Source organism: Streptomyces sp. Root1310, assembly GCF_001426425.1.
Taxonomy (GTDB): Bacteria; Actinomycetota; Actinomycetes; order Streptomycetales; family Streptomycetaceae; genus Streptomyces.
Genome location: NZ_LMEQ01000004.1, coordinates 1 through 15,816, shown reverse-complemented (window position 1 = coordinate 15,816; position 15,816 = coordinate 1). Strand labels below are relative to the sequence as shown.

The following is a 15,816-nucleotide window of genomic DNA, read 5'->3' as shown; positions in this document are numbered from 1 at the left end:
GTCTGCTCCTAGTGTGCGCGGTCCTGGAGGTGGCGGACGAGGGTGATCAGCGCGTCGGCCGACGACCGCTCGTCCCGCGCGTCGCAGGTGACGACGGGGGTGTCGTCGAGGAGGTCCAGTGCGTCGCGCAGAGCCGTCTCGTCCCGCAGTGGGGCGCCGTCGAAGTGGTTGACGGCGATGGCGTAGTCGAGTCCGTACTGCTCGATCAGGTCGATCACGGCGAACGAGTCCGCGAGCCGCTCGGGATCCACGAGCACCAGCGCGCCGAGGGCGCCGCGTGCCATGTCCTCCCACATCTGCACGAAACGCTGCTGGCCCGGCGTTCCGAACAGATACAGCACGACACGGTCGCTGATGGTCAGACGACCGAAGTCCATGGCGACCGTGGTGGTGGTCTTGCCCTGGACTCCCTTGAGGTCGTCGACCGACTCGGCTGCCCGCGTCATCGTCTCCTCGGTGGTCAGCGGCTGGATCTCGGAGATCGCTCCGATGAACGTGGTCTTGCCGACCGCGAAGTGACCCACGACGAGGATCTTCACCGCCGTCTGCGTCGCCCCGTCACGGACGTAGGCCTGCTCATCCAAACTTGGCCCTGAGACCATTCAGCACCTCCTCCAGGATGTCCCGGTCGGCGAGCGGAGCCCGCTGTACCGGCGGGCGCGTGATGAGGTAGCCGCCTTCGGTGAGGGCGGCGAGGAGGATCTTCACCACGCCCAGGGGTAGTTGGGTGTGCCCGGCGATCTCGGCGACCGACAGGTAGCCGGCCGAGCACAGGTCCAACAGGTTCTGTTCCTCGGGGGACAGCCGGGTCGGCCGCTGCTCGTGATCGGCGGCCGCCGTGACCAGGGTGATGAGGGAGAGCTGCCCCTCGTCGGGCAGCCCACGTCCCTTGGTGATGACGTACGGACGCACTAACTCCGGCGTCTGCGGCTCCAGTTCGTCGAAGCCCTTCATGACCGCACGCCGAGGTTCTCGCGCGGCGGTGTCGTCAGCGCCTTGCCGAGCTGGCCGACGAGTTGCTGCATCCGGAAGGTGATGTCCGCCATGTCGACGTCCGGCGAGGCGGAGACGCCGAGGTAGGCCCCCTCACCGGCGGAGATCAGGAAGACCCAGCCCCCGTCGAACTCGACCAGCGTCTGCCGCCACCCCATCTGCGGGTCCTCGCAGAAGAACGCCAGCGAGCGGCTGAGCGACTGCACCCCGCTCATCGCGGCGGCCACCCGGTCCGCGTCGTCCTTGTCGAAGTCCTGCGTCCGTGCCATCAGCAGGCCGTCCGCGGAGATGAGGACTGCGTGCAGGGCCCCGGGTATCTCCAAGGCGCTGTCAAGCATCCATGACAGATCGTCGTTCACGAGACCTCATGCCCTTCGCTGCCAGCACCACGGGTGCTGCTCGACTTTTCCGCGGGACTCGCAGGCGTGGCCCGGCCCGACTGGGTTCCCCGCTGGAAGGCACCCATGATCGCCGCCGTCTCGGCGCCCGAACGGGCGGGAGTGGACGCGGACGCGCTGCCGGGCACGATGGCCATGGGCCGCTTGCGACGCCGCTTCGGCAGGCCGTCGGCGGTGGTGCTGGTGGAGAGCCCGCCTTCGGGACCGCTGCGGGCCGTGGCGGCGACGGTGGGAACGACCGGAGCCGGCTCCTTCTGCTCGGGCGCGTTGGTGAGCAGGTCGTGCGGCAGGAGCAGGACCGCCCGGACGCCTCCGTAGGGGGAGGTGGAGTCCACCGACACCTCGAAGCCGAAGCGCTCGCTGAGCACACCGATCACCGCGAAACCGAACTGCGGCGGGTTGCCGAGTGCGGAAACACCGGAGACCCGCTCGCTCGACAGGAGTTTGTCGGCACGGGCGCGCTCTTCGTCGTTCATACCGACACCCGCATCGTCGACGACGATACAAATACCCTTGGGCACGGTACGAATGTTGATTTCGACGACGGTGTCCGGGCTGGAATAGCTCGTCGCGTTGTCGAGCAGTTCGGCGAGGGCCAGGGCGACCGGTTCGACCGCACGGCTCGTGATGCCGAAGTCGACCTGCGAGAGGATTTCCACCCGCCGGTAGTGGCGAACCCTGCCCTGCGCGCTGCGTACCACGTCGTACACGGAGGCGACATCACGTGCGCGCCCCAGCCAGCCGTCGCAGAGAACCGCGATGGACTGGGCTCGACGGCCGAACTGCGAGTTCGTGTGGTCGATCTCCAGAAGGTCCTGGAGGATAACCGACTCGCCGTATTTGTTCTGCAGCCGGGAAACAATCAACTGCTGTTCCGCGGCAAGGCCCTGAAGGGTCCGCATCGCGGACTTGAGGACCGTTTTCGTAGCCTCTTCGGCTTGTTCCTGAGCTGCCTCGACGGATTGCGCGTACTCGTTTTCCAACGCGGAGTAGTGAGACCTGAGCCCCGCGATCTCCTGCCTCAAGACACGCGCCGCCCTGCGCTGGCGAACGATGAGGGCGACGGCGGCGAGTACGGCCACGAGGAGAGCCCAGAGTACCGGGTTCTGTATGTAATGCGTCATAAGACTCTCTTCAGGCGACTGACGGCCAGTTGCTGAATTCCCGTCAACGCGGGTGGACCGGCGGACCGCCCGCAATGACGGGTGACCGCCCGGACTGTCCCCGTAGTCGGAGATGTCGTCTTGCACCCATCCGCCCGCTCTACAAGCGAGCGTGATCGTATCACCACAAGATGGAGTCACAGACCGTCAATAGGCGTACGGAGGTGAACATTGACGGATCGTCAGCGGGACCTGCGAGCAACGGCGGAGTGACCGGGAAGCGTCCCCGTCGAGCGAGCGGACACACAGCCCGACAGGACAACCGATAAACGGGCTTCCGCGACATTCCGGAGGCAAGGGATACGGAAACAACAAAACCCGCACCCGGCGATACGCCGAATGCGGGTAATTGACCGTTCACCGAACGGAAGCCGTTCGATACGGAGAGTGAGAGTGTCCGAGGGGGGACTTGAACCCCCACGCCCGATAAAGGGCACTAGCACCTCAAGCTAGCGCGTCTGCCATTCCGCCACCCGGACCAGGTGTTGCCGCTGCGTGAGTTCTCCCCGCGGCGACAGGCACAACAATACCAAGGTTTCGGAGTGGGTCTCACCTGCATATCCGCTGGCCGCACGGGTGACGGGACGGCCGTACGGGCACCTCACACCGGGTGACCGGGCGGTCACCTCACCGTCGGCTCCTCGACGACGAGCCTCCGCGGCGCCCGCAGCAGCGCGGCCGCCGCCTGCTCGACCAGCGGGGCGGGGAACCGGCGCTCCGCGGCCCGGCGCGCCCCTCGCCCCGCTCCGGGCAGACCAGGCCGGCGGCCGTGAGCCGGACGGTGTTCCGGCGGCGGTCTCGAGGGCTGCGCCGCCGTTCCACCAGACCGTGGTCCTCCAGACCGTCGACGAGCGCCGCCACGGTGGTGCGATCGACGCCGAGCCGCCCGGCCGCCCCGGCCAGCGACAACGTTCCTTCTTCGGCGAGCACGACCAGGACGGCGACTGAGTTCGACCGGGTTGGGCCGGGCCACCGTCGGTGCCGAAGCCTGGCGGCCGAAGCCTGCCGGCCGGACCGCCGGCCGAGGAGCCGTCGCAGCCTCGTCCGGCCGTCCGGCCGTCCGGCCGTCTGTCGTCCGGCCGTCTGGTCGTCCGGCCGTCTGGTCGTCCGGCCGCCGTGTGGTCAGGGCATCAGCTGGTAGTCCGGGAAGTTCCCGGGCAGCCTCTCCCCCGTCGGCCCCTGTGTCACCGCGCGCACCAGCAGCTCCCCGCCGACGAAGGCGCCTCGCCAGGACGCGCCGAACCCGCCGAAGAGCTCGTCGCGGTCGCCCCGGGAGCGGGCCGTGCCGTGCCCGACCTTGAACGCGCGGATCTGCGGAGCCAGCCGTTCGTAGGTGCTCCGGTCGTCCGTGGACAGGGTGGCGACGAGTGCGCCGTTGGACGCGTTCATGGCGGCCAGCAGCTCCGCCTCCGTGTCGACCAGGACGATGGTGTCGACCGGGCCGAACGGCTCCGCGTGGTGCAGCGGAGAGGACGGCGGTGGCCCGAGGAGCGTGACGGGCTGGACGTAGGCCGAGGTGTCCTGGCCGGGCAGGAAGCGGGCGTCGGCCGGCCGGCCGCGGTGCAGCGGGACCGCGCCCCGGTCGATGGCCTCGGCGATCTGGTCGTGCAGTTCCTTGGCCTTGGCCGCGTTGATCACCGGTCCGAAGTCCAGCCGGGGATACGGATCGTCGCGCTTCTCCACGGCCAGCGGGTGCCCGAGGGTCAGCGTGCGCACCGCCGGGAGGTAGGCCGCCAGGAACTCGTCGAACAGGGTTCGCTGGACGACGAAGCGCGGATACGCCGTGCACCGTTGTTTGCCGTAGTCGAAGAGCTTGGGCACGACCGCGGAGAGGGCGTCCCAGTCCGAGTAGTTCCAGATGCCCCAGGTGTTGAGTCCTTCCTGTTCGAGTACGTGTCGCTTGCCGAGGTCGGCGACGGCCGTGGCCACCGCGGCACCGGTGTCGCGGCCGCCGACGAAGGAGACACAGCCGATCTCGGGCGCCCGGACCAGCGCCCGGGACAGCTCGCCGCCGCTGCCGCTGACGAGGGTGACCGGGACGCCCTCGCGTGCGGCGAGCGCACAGGCCAGCGTCAGACAGGCGACACCGCCGTCGGTCGGCGTCTTGGCGATGACCGCGTTGCCCGCCAGCGCCTGGACCAGCATGGCGTGGACGAGCACGCTCATCGGGTAGTTCCAGCTCGCGATGTTGGACACCGGGCCGTCCAGCGGGGCCCGCCCGTCCAGCATGGGTTCGATGCCGTCGACGTACCACCGCACGCCGTCGACGGCCCGGTCGACATCGGCCCGCGCGAGCCGCCACGGTTTGCCTATCTCCCAGACCAGGAGCAGGGCGAGGAGTTCGCGGTGTTCGGCGAGGGCGTCGAGGGTGGCCGCGATGCGGGCGCGCCGCTCCTCCAGCGGGACGTGCCGCCAGGCGCGGTGCTGATCCAGACCGGCGCGGACGGCTTGCCGGGCGGTGTCCCCGTCCAGTCGCGGCGGACCCGCGATGGGGGTGCCGTCGACCGGGCTGGTGGCCGGCAGCGTCCGGCCGTCGGCCTGCCAGGACGCGTTCCAGAGGTTGAGGACACGGTCCTCGCGGAAGGCCTCGGGGGCGACGGCCAGGCACCGCCGCCAGGCGTCGGGCCAGGACGTGCCGGATCTGAGGGTGAGGGTGGTCGGCATGGGGCTGCTCCGCTCTCGGTGCACGGTCGGGGGCGGTTGTGCGTGGCCACGGAGCACGCACACAGGGCGCACGGCTCCGGGGGATGACGGCCGGCACGCTTCAGCGGCGTCGGGCGCCTTCGTCCAGGACGGTGAGGGCGAGACGGGCGGTCTCGCTCGGTGTGGCGCCCACCCGTACCCCCGCCGCTTCCAGTGCCGCCTTCTTCGCCTGCGCGGTCCCCGAGGAGCCGGAGACGATCGCGCCCGCGTGTCCCATGGTCCTGCCCTCGGGCGCGGTGAAGCCGGCGATGTAGCCGACGACGGGTTTCGTGACGTGCGCGCGGATGTGGGCGGCCGCTCGCTCCTCCGCGTCGCCGCCGATCTCGCCGATGAGGACGACGAGTTCGGTGTCGGGGTCTTCCTCGAAGGCGGTCAGGCAGTCGATGTGGCTGGTGCCGACCACCGGGTCGCCGCCGATGCCGACGCAGGTCGAGAAGCCGATGTCCCGCAGTTCGTACATGAGCTGGTAGGTGAGCGTGCCGGACTTGGAGACCAGGCCGATGCGGCCCGGCTTGGTGATGTCGGCCGGGATGATGCCCGCGCCGCACTGGCCGGGGGTGATCAGGCCGGGGCAGTTGGGGCCGATGACGCGCGTTCCGCGGGCGGCGGCATGGGTGGTGAAGGCGACGGAGTCGTGGACCGGGACGCCCTCGGTGATGACGACGGTGAGGCCGATCCCCGCGTCGGCCGCCTCGATGACGGCGGCCTTGGTGAAGGCGGGCGGCACGAAGACGACGGTGACATCGGCGCCGGTCGACTGCACACCGTCGACGACCGACCCGAAGACGGGCACCGCACGGTCGTCGAAGTCGACGGCCCGGCCCGCCTTGCGCGGGTTGACACCGCCGACGATGTTGGTGCCGGCCGCGAGCATGCGCCGGGTGTGCTTCATGCCCTCGGCACCGGTCATGCCCTGGACGAGGACCCTGCTCTCCTTGGTGAGGTAGATGGCCATGGCGTCGTCTCCTCAGACTGCGGTGGCGAGTTCGGCGGCCCGGCGGGCGGCGCCGTCCATGGTGGTGGCCTGCTGGACGAGCGGATGCCGGTGGGCGTCGAGGATGGCCCGCCCCCGGGCCGCGTTGTTCCCGTCGAGCCGGACGACGAGCGGCTTGGTCAGCCGTACCGTGTCCAGAGCGCGCACGATGCCTTCGGCGACCGCGTCGCACGCGGTGATACCGCCGAAGACGTTGACGAAGACCGACTTGACGGCGGGGTCGGAGAGGACGACCGACAGCCCGTCCGCCATGATCTCGGCGGACGCGCCGCCGCCGATGTCGAGGAAGTCGGCCGGGCGGGCCCCGCAGCCGGCGACGACGTCGAGGGTCGACATGACGAGTCCGGCGCCGTTGCCGATGATGCCGACCTCGCCGTCCAGTTTCACGTAGTTGAGGCCCTTGGCAGCGGCCGCCGCCTCCAGCGGGTCACCGTGCGCGGTGGCCTCCGCGCCCCAACGTGACTGCCGGAAGAACGCGTTGTCGTCCAGGGTGACCTTGCCGTCGAGGGCGAGGATCTGCCCCTGCCGGGTGCGGACGAGCGGGTTGACCTCGACGAGGAGGGCATCCTCCCGGATCAGCACCTGCCACAGCCGCACGAGGACGTCCGCGGTCTGCGCGGGCAGTCCGGCCGCGGCGGCGATCTCGCCGGCCTGCGCCGACGTGACGCCCTCCGCCGGATCGACAGGGATGCGGGCGACCGCCGCGGGCCGGGTGGCGGCGACCTCCTCGATCTCCGTGCCCCCCTCGGCGGAGGCGATCGCGAGGAAACGGCCGGCCACGCGGTCCAGCACGTAGGCCACGTAGAACTCCGCCTCGACGTCGACGGGTTGGGCCACCATCACCGAACCGACCGTGTGTCCCTTGATGTCCATGCCCAGGATCTGTCGTGCCGTCAGTTCGGCCGCGGCCGGGTCGGCGGCGATCCTGACGCCGCCCGCCTTGCCTCGGCCACCTGTCTTGACCTGGGCTTTCACCACTGCTCGTCCACCGAGCCGACTAGCGATCGCGCGCGCCTCCTTGGGCGAGTCGGTGACCTCGGCCCGGGGGACCAGGATGCCGTGGTCCGCGAAGAGTTCCCTTGCCTGGTGTTCGTACAGGTCCATCTCGGATCCCGTCTGTGAAGTCGAATCCGAAGTCCACCGCCCCGCCTTCGCGAGGCCGGACTCCGATGACCGAAAGTGCCGCACGCCCCCTGGACACCACCCACCGGATGCGGGATAACAAGCTTCATACAGTATTCGTCGACTGTATGCAATGTACCGGGAGAGCCTTCCACCCCCCTACGAAGGGACGGGACTTCGCCATGCCCGACGACACCCAGGACGTGATCTCCGGTGGTCATCTCGTTGCCAAGGCACTCAAGGCCGAGGGGGTCGACCGCATCTACACCCTGTGCGGCGGCCACATCATCGACATCTACGACGGCTGCGTCGACGAGGGCATAGAAGTCGTCGACGTACGCCACGAACAGGTCGCGGCCCACGCCGCCGACGGCTATGCGCGCATCACCGGCAAGCCCGGCTGCGCGGTCGTCACGGCCGGCCCCGGTACCACCGACGCCGTCACCGGTGTCGCCAACGCGTTCCGCGCGGAGTCCCCGATGCTCCTGATCGGCGGCCAGGGAGCGCTCACCCAGCACAAGATGGGCTCCCTCCAGGACCTGCCGCACGTCGACATGATGACGCCGATCACCAAGTTCGCGGCAGCGGTGCCGGACACGGCGCGCGCGGCGGACATGGTGTCGATGGCGTTCCGCGAGTGCTACCACGGCGCGCCCGGACCCGCCTTCCTGGAGATCCCGCGCGATGTCCTCGACGCCAAGGTGCCGGTGGCGAAGGCCCGCGTGCCGCGGCCGGGCGCCTATCGCGCCTCGACCCGCTCGGCCGGCGACCCCGAGGCGGTCGAGAAGCTCGCCGACCTGCTCGTGCACGCCGAGAAGCCCGCGATCCTGCTGGGCAGCCAGGTGTGGACGACCCGGGGCACCGAAGCCGCCATCGATCTGGTGCGCACCCTGAACATCCCCGCCTACATGAACGGCGCCGGCCGCGGCACCCTGCCCCCCGGCGACCCGCACCACTTCCAGCTCTCCCGCCGCTACGCCTTCTCGGGCGCCGACGTCATCGTGATCGTCGGAACGCCCTTCGACTTCCGGATGGGGTACGGCAAGCGGCTGTCGCCGGACGCGACGGTCGTCCAGATCGACCTCGACTACCGCACCGTCGGCAAGAACCGCGACATCGACCTCGGGATCGTCGGCGACGCCGCACTGGTCCTGAAGTCGGTGGCCGAGGCCGCTTCCGGGCGCCTCAACGGAGGGGCGTCCAAGCGCAAGGAGTGGCTCGACGAGCTGCGCGCGGCCGAGCAGAGCGCCATCGAGAAGCGGCTGCCGCACCTGCGGTCGGACGCCTCGCCCATCCACCCCTACCGCCTCGTCGGCGAGATCAACGACTTCCTCACCGAGGACTCGATCTACATCGGCGACGGCGGCGACATCGTCACCTTCTCCGGTCAGGTCGTGCAGCCCAAGTCGCCGGGCCACTGGATGGACCCGGGGCCGCTGGGCACCCTCGGCGTCGGCGTGCCGTTCGTGCTGGCGGCCAAGCAGGCACGGCCCGACAAGGAGGTCGTCGCCCTGTTCGGCGACGGCGCGTTCTCGCTCACCGGCTGGGACTTCGAGACCCTCGTGCGCTACGACCTCCCCTTCGTCGGCATCGTCGGCAACAACTCCTCCATGAACCAGATCCGTTACGGCCAGGCCGCCAAGTACGGCCTGGAGCGCGAGCGGGTCGGCAACACCCTCGGCGACGTCCACTACGACCAGTTCGCCCGGATGCTCGGCGGTTACGGCGAGGAGGTGCGCGACCCCGCCGACATCGGCCCCGCCCTGCGGCGCGCCCGGGAGTCCGGGAAGCCCTCGCTGATCAACGTCTGGGTGGATCCCGACGCGTACGCCCCCGGAACGATGAACCAGACGATGTACAAGTGAGGTGTCCCCGATGACAGGGATGACAGGAACGGCGACCAAGGCTCTCGAAGGCATCCGCGTCCTCGACATGACGCACGTCCAGTCGGGCCCGTCCGCGACCCAGCTGCTCGCCTGGCTCGGCGCGGACGTCGTCAAGCTGGAGGCGCCCTCCGGTGACATCACGCGCAAGCAGTTGCGCGACCTCCCGGACGTCGACTCCCTCTACTTCACGATGCTCAACTGCAACAAGCGGAGCATCACCCTCAACACCAAGACCGAACGCGGCAAGGAGATCCTCACCGAGCTGATCCGCCGCTCCGACGTCATGGTCGAGAACTTCGGGCCCGGCGCGGTCGACCGCATGGGGTTCACCTGGGACCGCATCCAGGAGATCAATCCGCGGATCGTCTACGCCTCCATCAAGGGGTTCGGGGACGGCCCGTACACCAACTTCAAGGCGTACGAGGTCGTCGCGCAGGCCATGGGCGGGTCGATGTCGACCACCGGTTTCGAGGACGGGCCACCGCTGGCGACGGGGGCCCAGATCGGGGACTCGGGGACGGGTGTGCACGCCGTGGCCGGGATCCTCGCGGCGCTGTACCAGCGGGAGAACACCGGGCGCGGGCAGCGGGTCAACGTGGCCATGCAGCACGCCGTACTCAACCTGTGCCGGGTGAAACTGCGGGACCAGCAACGCCTGGCACACGGACCGCTCGCCGAATATCCCAACGACGACTTCGGCGACGAGGTTCCCCGCTCCGGCAACGCGTCCGGCGGCGGCCAGCCCGGCTGGGCGGTCAAGTGCGCGCCGGGCGGCCCCAACGACTACGTCTACGTCATCGTGCAGCCCGTCGGCTGGCAGCCGCTCAGTGAGCTGATCGGCCGGCCCGAGCTGGCCGACGACCCCGAGTGGGCGACGCCCGAGGCCCGGCTGCCCAAGCTCGGCAAGATGTTCCAGCTGATCGAGGAATGGTCCTCGACGCTGCCCAAGTGGGAGGTGCTGGAGAGGCTCAACGGCCACAACATCCCGTGCGGGCCGATCCTGTCCACCAAGGAGATCATCGAGGACGAGTCGCTGGTCGCCAACGAGATGGTGGTCCGTGTCGCGCACCCGCGGCGTGGCGAGTTCGTGACCGTGGGCAGCCCCCTGAAGCTCTCCGACTCCCCCGTCGAGGTGACCGGCTCACCGCTGCTCGGCCAGCACAACGAGGAGGTCTACGTCGGCGAACTCGGCCTCGGGGACGAGGAGCTGCGCCTGCTCAAGTCGAACGGGGTGATCTGACGTGATGGCCGAGGACCGGATGCTCAGGGTGCGTGCGCTGCTCGACGCGGTGCGGTCCGAAGGCCGGACCGCGCTGACCGCGCCCGAGGGCAAGGTGATCGCCGACGCGTACGGGATCGCCGTACCCGGCGAGGAGCTGGCGAGGGACGTCGAGGAGGCCGTCGCGTACGCGGCGCGCTTCGGGGGTCCCGTCGTGATGAAGATCGTCTCGCCGGACATCCTGCACAAGACCGACGCCGGCGGAGTGATCGTGGGGGTGGAGGGCGCCTCGGACGTACGGGCGGCGTTCCACCGGATCGTCGAGAACGCGCGCGGGTACGACGCCGGGGCCAGGGTCGAGGGCGTACAGATCCAGGAACTGCTGCCGCCCGGACAGGAGGTCATCGTCGGGGCGGTCACGGATCCGACGTTCGGCAAGGTCGTGGCGTTCGGGCTCGGCGGGGTGCTCGTCGAGGTGCTCAAGGACGTCACCTTCCGGCTGGCTCCGGTGGACGCCGACGAGGCGCTGTCCATGCTGGACTCGATCCGGGCGGCGGAGATCCTGCGCGGCGTGCGCGGGCAGGCCGGGGTGGACCGGTGGGCCGTGGCCGAGCAGATCCGCCGGGTGTCCCGGCTGGTCGCGGACTTCCCGGAGATCGCCGAGGTGGATCTCAACCCGGTGATCGCCACGGCAGAGGGCGCGGTCGCCGCGGACATCCGCGTGATCCTGTCCGACACGCCGGTCACGGCGCGCCGACGCCACACGCGCGCGGAGATCCTCACGTCGATGCGCCGTCTGATGGAGCCGCGCTCCGTCGCCGTGATCGGTGCCTCCAACGAGCAGGGCAAGATCGGCAACTCGGTGATGCGCAACCTCGTCGACGGCGGTTTCGCCGGGGACATCCATCCGGTGAATCCCCGGGCCGATGACATCTTGGGCCGCAAGGCGTACAAGAGTGTCACCGACGTTCCCGGAGAGGTGGATGTGGCGGTCTTCGCGATACCCGCCAAGTTCGTGGCCTCGGCCCTGGAGGAGGTGGGACGCAAGGGGATCCCCAACGCGGTGCTGATCCCCTCGGGCTTCGCGGAGACCGGCGAACACGCCCTCCAGGAGGAGATCGTGGCCATCGGCGAGCGCTACGGCGTCCGGCTGCTCGGGCCGAACATCTACGGCTACTACTCGACCTGGCAGGACCTGTGCGCCACGTTCTGCACGCCGTACGACGTCAAGGGCGGGGTCGCGCTGACCTCGCAGTCCGGTGGCATCGGGATGGCCGTCCTGGGCTTCGCGCGCACCACGAAGACGGGCGTGTCGGCCATCGTCGGACTCGGCAACAAGTCGGACCTCGACGAGGACGACCTGCTGACCTGGTTCGGCGAGGACCCGCACACCGACTGCATCGCGATGCACCTGGAGGACCTCAAGGACGGCCGTGCCTTCGTCGAGGCCGCGCGGGCGACCGTGCCGAGGAAGCCGATCGTCGTCCTCAAGGCGGGCCGTACGGCGGCGGGCGCGAGGGCGGCCGGCTCGCACACCGGGGCACTCGCGGGCGACGACGCCGTCTACGACGACATCCTCCGCCAGGCGGGCGTCATCAGGGCGCCGGGGCTGAACGACATGCTGGAGTACGCGCGCGGGTTGCCGGTGCTGCCCACCCCCAAGGGCGACAACGTCGTGATCATCACGGGCGCGGGCGGCAGCGGAGTGCTGCTGTCGGACGCCGTGACCGACAACGGCCTCACCCTGATGGAGATCCCGCCGGACCTGGACACGGCGTTCCGCGCGTTCATCCCGCCCTTCGGGGCGGCGGGCAACCCGGTCGACATCACCGGGGGCGAGCCGCCGTCGACGTACGAGGCGACCATCCGGCTGGGGCTGGAGGATCCGCGTGTCCACGCGCTGGTGCTCGGCTACTGGCACACGATCGTCACTCCCCCGATGGTCTTCGCGGAGCTCACCGCGCGCGTGGTGGGCGAGTTCCGCGAACGCGGCGTGGAGAAGCCCGTCGTGGCGTCGCTCGCGGGTGACGTCGAGGTCGAGGAGGCCTGCCAGTACCTCTACGAACGAGGCGTCGTGGCCTACCCGTACACGACCGAGCGGCCGGTGGCGGTGCTCGGCGCCAAGTACCGGTGGGCGCGTGCGGCGGGACTGTTGGGGGGCGGTTCATGACGTGACCCAGGCGCAGGGCCGGCCGACGGTGCGCGTCGGCCGGCCCGGGTCCCGAGCGCACACGAAAGGCATTGGACAGGGGGCGCTGGCCAGAACTTTCGACGCAAGGGGTGCTGAGCGATGACAACCACCGACTACTCCCCGTCCCTCCCCTACCGGGAGGTGACGGACCGCAACGGCCGTGTGTACCGGATCGGCGAGAGCGACCGGGACATCATGGGGCGACCACGCTGGACCATGGTGCTCTTTCCCTGGATGGGCATGCTGGGCATCAGCTCCTCGGAGTACGCGTTCACGTCGGCCGAGGACACACTGCACGATGCCCACCTGTGGAGCAGTGGGCACATCTTCTGGCTGATGGGCGTCTGGGTGTTCTTCCAGGCGGCCGTGGCCTTCCCGGCCGGGCAGCTGCGGGAGAGCGGCAGGCTGCCCGCGCGGTACGCGATGATGCTCGGCGCGCTGGGCACGGTCCTCGGCTATCTGTCCCTCGCGTACGCGCCGCACGTCGCCGTCGCCTATCTCGGCTTCGGCATGTGCAGCGGCATCGGCGCCGGTCTCGTCTACGCGACCTGCGTGAACATGGTCGGCAAGTGGTACCCGGAGCGCAAGGGCGGCAAGACCGGCATGGTCAACGGCGGTTTCGCCTACGGCTCGGTGCCCTTCGTGTTCCTGTTCACGTCATACATGGACCTGAGCAACTACAAGGGCGTGCTGGTGATGGTGGGCCTCACCTGCTGCACCGTCGTGGCGTTCGCGGGGTGGTTCTTCAAGGATCCGCCGAAGAACTGGTGGCCCGCGCACGTCGACCCGCTCAGGCTCACCGACGACCCGAAGATCCGCCGGGCACTGCAGAAGAACCCGCCGGCGGTGAAGCAGTACACGCCCAAGGAGGCGGCGCGTACCCCCGTCCTGTGGATGATGTGGTTCTGTCTGCTGTGCACGGCCGGGATCAACATCTTCGGCATCGCCTTCCAGGTGCCGTTCGGCAAGGACATGGGCTTCGCCGGAGGGATCGTGGCCACGGCCATGTCCCTGAAGGCGATCGTCAACGGCACCGGGCGCGGCATCATCGGCTGGATCTCCGACCGGTACGGACGCCGTCACACCCTGATCATCGTCTGCCTGGTGCTCGGTACCGCACAGTTCGGTGTGCTGGTCTCCGGCCAGATGGGCAGCATGCCGTTCTTCCTGTTCTGCTCCATGGTCTCCGGCTTCGGGGGCGGCGCGATCTTCCCGCTGTTCGCCGCGATGACGGCCGACTACTTCGGTGAGAACAACAACGCCAGCAACTACGGCATGGTCTACAGCTCCAAGCTCATCTCGGGCCTCGTGGGCTCCGGAGTCGGCTCGATCGTGGTCGGCGCGTGGGACTACGAGGGCGCGTTCGTCCTGGCGGGCGGCATCGGGCTCGCCTCCGCGGTACTGGCGCTCTTCCTGAAGGCCCCGGGCAGGCCGACGGCCGCTCGTCGCATCGTCCCCAACCCGCATCCGCTCGGCGAGGAGTCGGCCTGACACGACGGCGGATCCCCTCGCGCCCGACAGCTCTTCGTGACCGTCGTCCCGGGACTCGCGCGCTTCGGCGTGATCCGGCGGGTGATGTCAGGGGCGAGTGGCCCCGGCTGCCCGGCCCCGGCCCGCGGGCTGACGACGCACGCGCGCGTGGAGGCCCACCCCGTCATCTGCCGGGGTGGGCCTCCACGCGCGCGTGCGCCCGGTCAGCGCAGGCGGTGCCGGGTGCTCAGCACTTCTCGCGCAACGAGTGCAGGTGTGCGCTCGACTTCCGCGCGAAGGCGAACGACTCGACCGGGTTGTCGTGCTCGGCCTGCCAGTGGTGGGCCGACCGCTCACCGCGCAGCCGGGTCACGGCGGAGATGAACCGCTGGTAGTCGATGTCGCCGTCCCCGACGTCGGTCATCCGGTATCCGAACTCGTTCGAGGGGTCGCTGACGCCGTCCTTGACGTGGAAGAGCGGATAGCGATGCGGCTGCCTCAGTACGTAGTCCAGCGGCTCGAAGGGCGCCGCGCTGCCGTCGGGCCGCTTCGAGAAACGGAACTGGCCCGCGTACGCCCAGAAGATGTCCATCTCCAGGAACACCAGGTCGGGGTCGGTCTCGGCGAGCAGTACGTCGTACAGCCGGACCTTGGGGTTGTCGGTCGCGAAGCCGAATTCGTCGGAGTGGTTGTGCTGGTAGAACTTCATGCCGCGGGCCCGCGCCGCCGCTCCGTACGTGTTGAACTCCTCGGCCGCCCGCTTCCACGCGTCGACGGTGGAGCCGTAGCGGAAGGGTCCGGAGGCGGTGCCGATGTGCCTGAGGCCGAGGGCCTGGGCGTCGTCCAGGACCTTGGTGAGGTTCTGGGCGAAGGTGTAGGCGTTCGGGTCGGCGGCGTAGTAGCCGACGTGGCTGCCGATCGGCGTCAGTCCGTGGTCGCGCGCCAGCCGCTTGAGCTGGGCAAGGGTGAGGGGGCCCGCGGAGCCCTGGGTGTAGCCGGCGAACTCGACCTCGTCGTACCCGTACTTCTCCAACTCGGCGAAGACGGGGGCGAAGCCCAGCGTCGAGACCTTGTCCCGCAGGCTGTAGAGCTGGATGCCGAGCCGGCCGGGGGGCAGGACGGGACGGCCGCGGCCGGTGGTGGAGGCGTCGATGCCGGTGGCGGGTGCCGCGCCGGCGGGTGAGGCGGCGGCTCCCAGCAGTGCGGCCGCGGTGGCTCCCGCGGCGACGCCGAGCATGCCTCGTCTGGTCAGGCGGTGGGTGAGTTCGGGGTCGATGTCGGAGATGCGGCTCATGTCTGGAACTCCTCGGGATCGGAGGGCGTTGTCAGTGGCGAGTGCTTCACTTGTGATCAGTCGGCAACCAGTCGGCGCAGACCGGCCAGTTGGAGCAGCAGTGCTTTCACGTCGGTGGCCGCTACGCGGTCGCCGAGCGAACGGGGGGTGGAGCAGATGAGGAGCGGACCGTCGTCGTCGCTCGCGGGAAGGCGGCCGTGACTGCCGCGGACAGGTGACGGATCGAGGGGCACCACCGCCATGCGGTAGCGCAGGCCGAGCTTCTTGCGGGCGAGCGCACCCGCCGCCTTGACCTTCACGTAGGGATCCAGGGGATCCATGAACAGCTCTGCGGGGTCGTAGCCGGGTTTGCGGTGTGACGCCTCGCCTCAAGGTCGCCGCCT

13 protein-coding genes, 1 tRNA gene and 1 pseudogene are annotated in these 15,816 nt (G+C 69.7%); 4 read left to right on the top strand and 11 right to left on the bottom strand.

Annotated features, from left to right (window positions below; genetic code table 11):
* Nucleotides 1–8 precede the first annotated feature (8 nt).
* From ASD48_RS12650 to sucC, 9 genes are all read right to left on the bottom strand, one after another.
* A complete protein-coding gene (locus tag ASD48_RS12650) occupies nucleotides 9–602 on the bottom strand; it encodes an ATP/GTP-binding protein (protein WP_057601662.1) in 594 nt (197 codons plus the stop codon).
* A complete protein-coding gene (locus ASD48_RS12645; protein ID WP_057601661.1) occupies nucleotides 577–954 on the bottom strand; it encodes a DUF742 domain-containing protein in 378 nt (125 codons plus the stop codon). The genes ASD48_RS12650 and ASD48_RS12645 overlap by 26 nt, the downstream gene beginning before the upstream one ends.
* A complete protein-coding gene (locus ASD48_RS12640; RefSeq protein WP_057601660.1) occupies nucleotides 951–1,352 on the bottom strand; it encodes a roadblock/LC7 domain-containing protein in 402 nt (133 codons plus the stop codon). Before ASD48_RS12640 ends, ASD48_RS12645 begins: the two co-directional genes overlap by 4 nt.
* The gene (locus tag ASD48_RS12635) at nucleotides 1,349–2,515 is read right to left on the bottom strand and encodes an ATP-binding protein (protein WP_057601659.1); all 1,167 of its coding nucleotides are present in this window, start codon (nucleotides 2,513–2,515) and stop codon (nucleotides 1,349–1,351) included. Before ASD48_RS12635 ends, ASD48_RS12640 begins: the two co-directional genes overlap by 4 nt.
* Before the next feature lie 433 nt (nucleotides 2,516–2,948).
* A tRNA-Leu gene (locus ASD48_RS12630) sits at nucleotides 2,949–3,033 on the bottom strand.
* 148 nt (nucleotides 3,034–3,181) lie between these two features.
* Entirely contained in the window at nucleotides 3,182–3,484 is a 303-nt protein-coding gene (locus ASD48_RS41775) for a MarR family winged helix-turn-helix transcriptional regulator (RefSeq protein ID WP_242432580.1), read from the bottom strand.
* A gap of 192 nt (nucleotides 3,485–3,676) precedes the next feature.
* Nucleotides 3,677–5,218 (bottom strand): aldehyde dehydrogenase family protein, encoded by a 1,542-nt coding sequence (locus tag ASD48_RS12625; protein ID WP_057601658.1) that lies wholly within the window; start codon nucleotides 5,216–5,218, stop codon nucleotides 3,677–3,679.
* A gap of 100 nt (nucleotides 5,219–5,318) precedes the next feature.
* Nucleotides 5,319–6,212, bottom strand: coding sequence for a succinate--CoA ligase subunit alpha (gene sucD, locus ASD48_RS12620; protein WP_057601657.1), 894 nt, complete (start codon nucleotides 6,210–6,212; stop codon nucleotides 5,319–5,321).
* A gap of 12 nt (nucleotides 6,213–6,224) precedes the next feature.
* Entirely contained in the window at nucleotides 6,225–7,355 is a 1,131-nt protein-coding gene (sucC, locus tag ASD48_RS12615; protein ID WP_057601656.1) for an ADP-forming succinate--CoA ligase subunit beta, read from the bottom strand.
* 200 nt (nucleotides 7,356–7,555) lie between these two features.
* Here sucC and ASD48_RS12610 point away from each other — a divergent pair, with 200 nt between their 5' ends.
* The 4 genes from ASD48_RS12610 (at nucleotide 7,556) to ASD48_RS12595 (ending at nucleotide 14,160) form a co-directional block, all read left to right on the top strand.
* Entirely contained in the window at nucleotides 7,556–9,238 is a 1,683-nt protein-coding gene (locus ASD48_RS12610) for a thiamine pyrophosphate-binding protein (RefSeq protein ID WP_057601655.1), read from the top strand.
* A gap of 19 nt (nucleotides 9,239–9,257) precedes the next feature.
* Nucleotides 9,258–10,499, top strand: coding sequence for a formyl-CoA transferase (gene frc, locus ASD48_RS12605; RefSeq protein WP_057601654.1), 1,242 nt, complete (start codon nucleotides 9,258–9,260; stop codon nucleotides 10,497–10,499).
* A gap of 4 nt (nucleotides 10,500–10,503) precedes the next feature.
* Nucleotides 10,504–12,648, top strand: coding sequence for an acetate--CoA ligase family protein (locus ASD48_RS12600; RefSeq protein WP_057601825.1), 2,145 nt, complete (start codon nucleotides 10,504–10,506; stop codon nucleotides 12,646–12,648).
* Nucleotides 12,649–12,768: 120 nt separating this feature from the next.
* Nucleotides 12,769–14,160 carry an OFA family MFS transporter gene (locus ASD48_RS12595; protein WP_057601653.1) on the top strand — a complete coding sequence of 464 codons (1,392 nt, stop codon included), beginning with the start codon at nucleotides 12,769–12,771 and terminating at the stop codon, nucleotides 14,158–14,160.
* A gap of 226 nt (nucleotides 14,161–14,386) precedes the next feature.
* On the opposite strand, the gene ASD48_RS12590 is transcribed toward ASD48_RS12595, so the two are convergent.
* Together ASD48_RS12590 and ASD48_RS12585 are read right to left on the bottom strand one after the other, a co-directional pair.
* The gene (locus tag ASD48_RS12590; protein ID WP_057601652.1) at nucleotides 14,387–15,433 is read right to left on the bottom strand and encodes a sugar phosphate isomerase/epimerase; all 1,047 of its coding nucleotides are present in this window, start codon (nucleotides 15,431–15,433) and stop codon (nucleotides 14,387–14,389) included.
* Between the two features lie 56 nt (nucleotides 15,434–15,489).
* Nucleotides 15,490–15,789: pseudogene (locus ASD48_RS12585) on the bottom strand (alkaline phosphatase family protein); the annotation flags it as partial.
* Nucleotides 15,790–15,816: the final 27 nt, after the last annotated feature.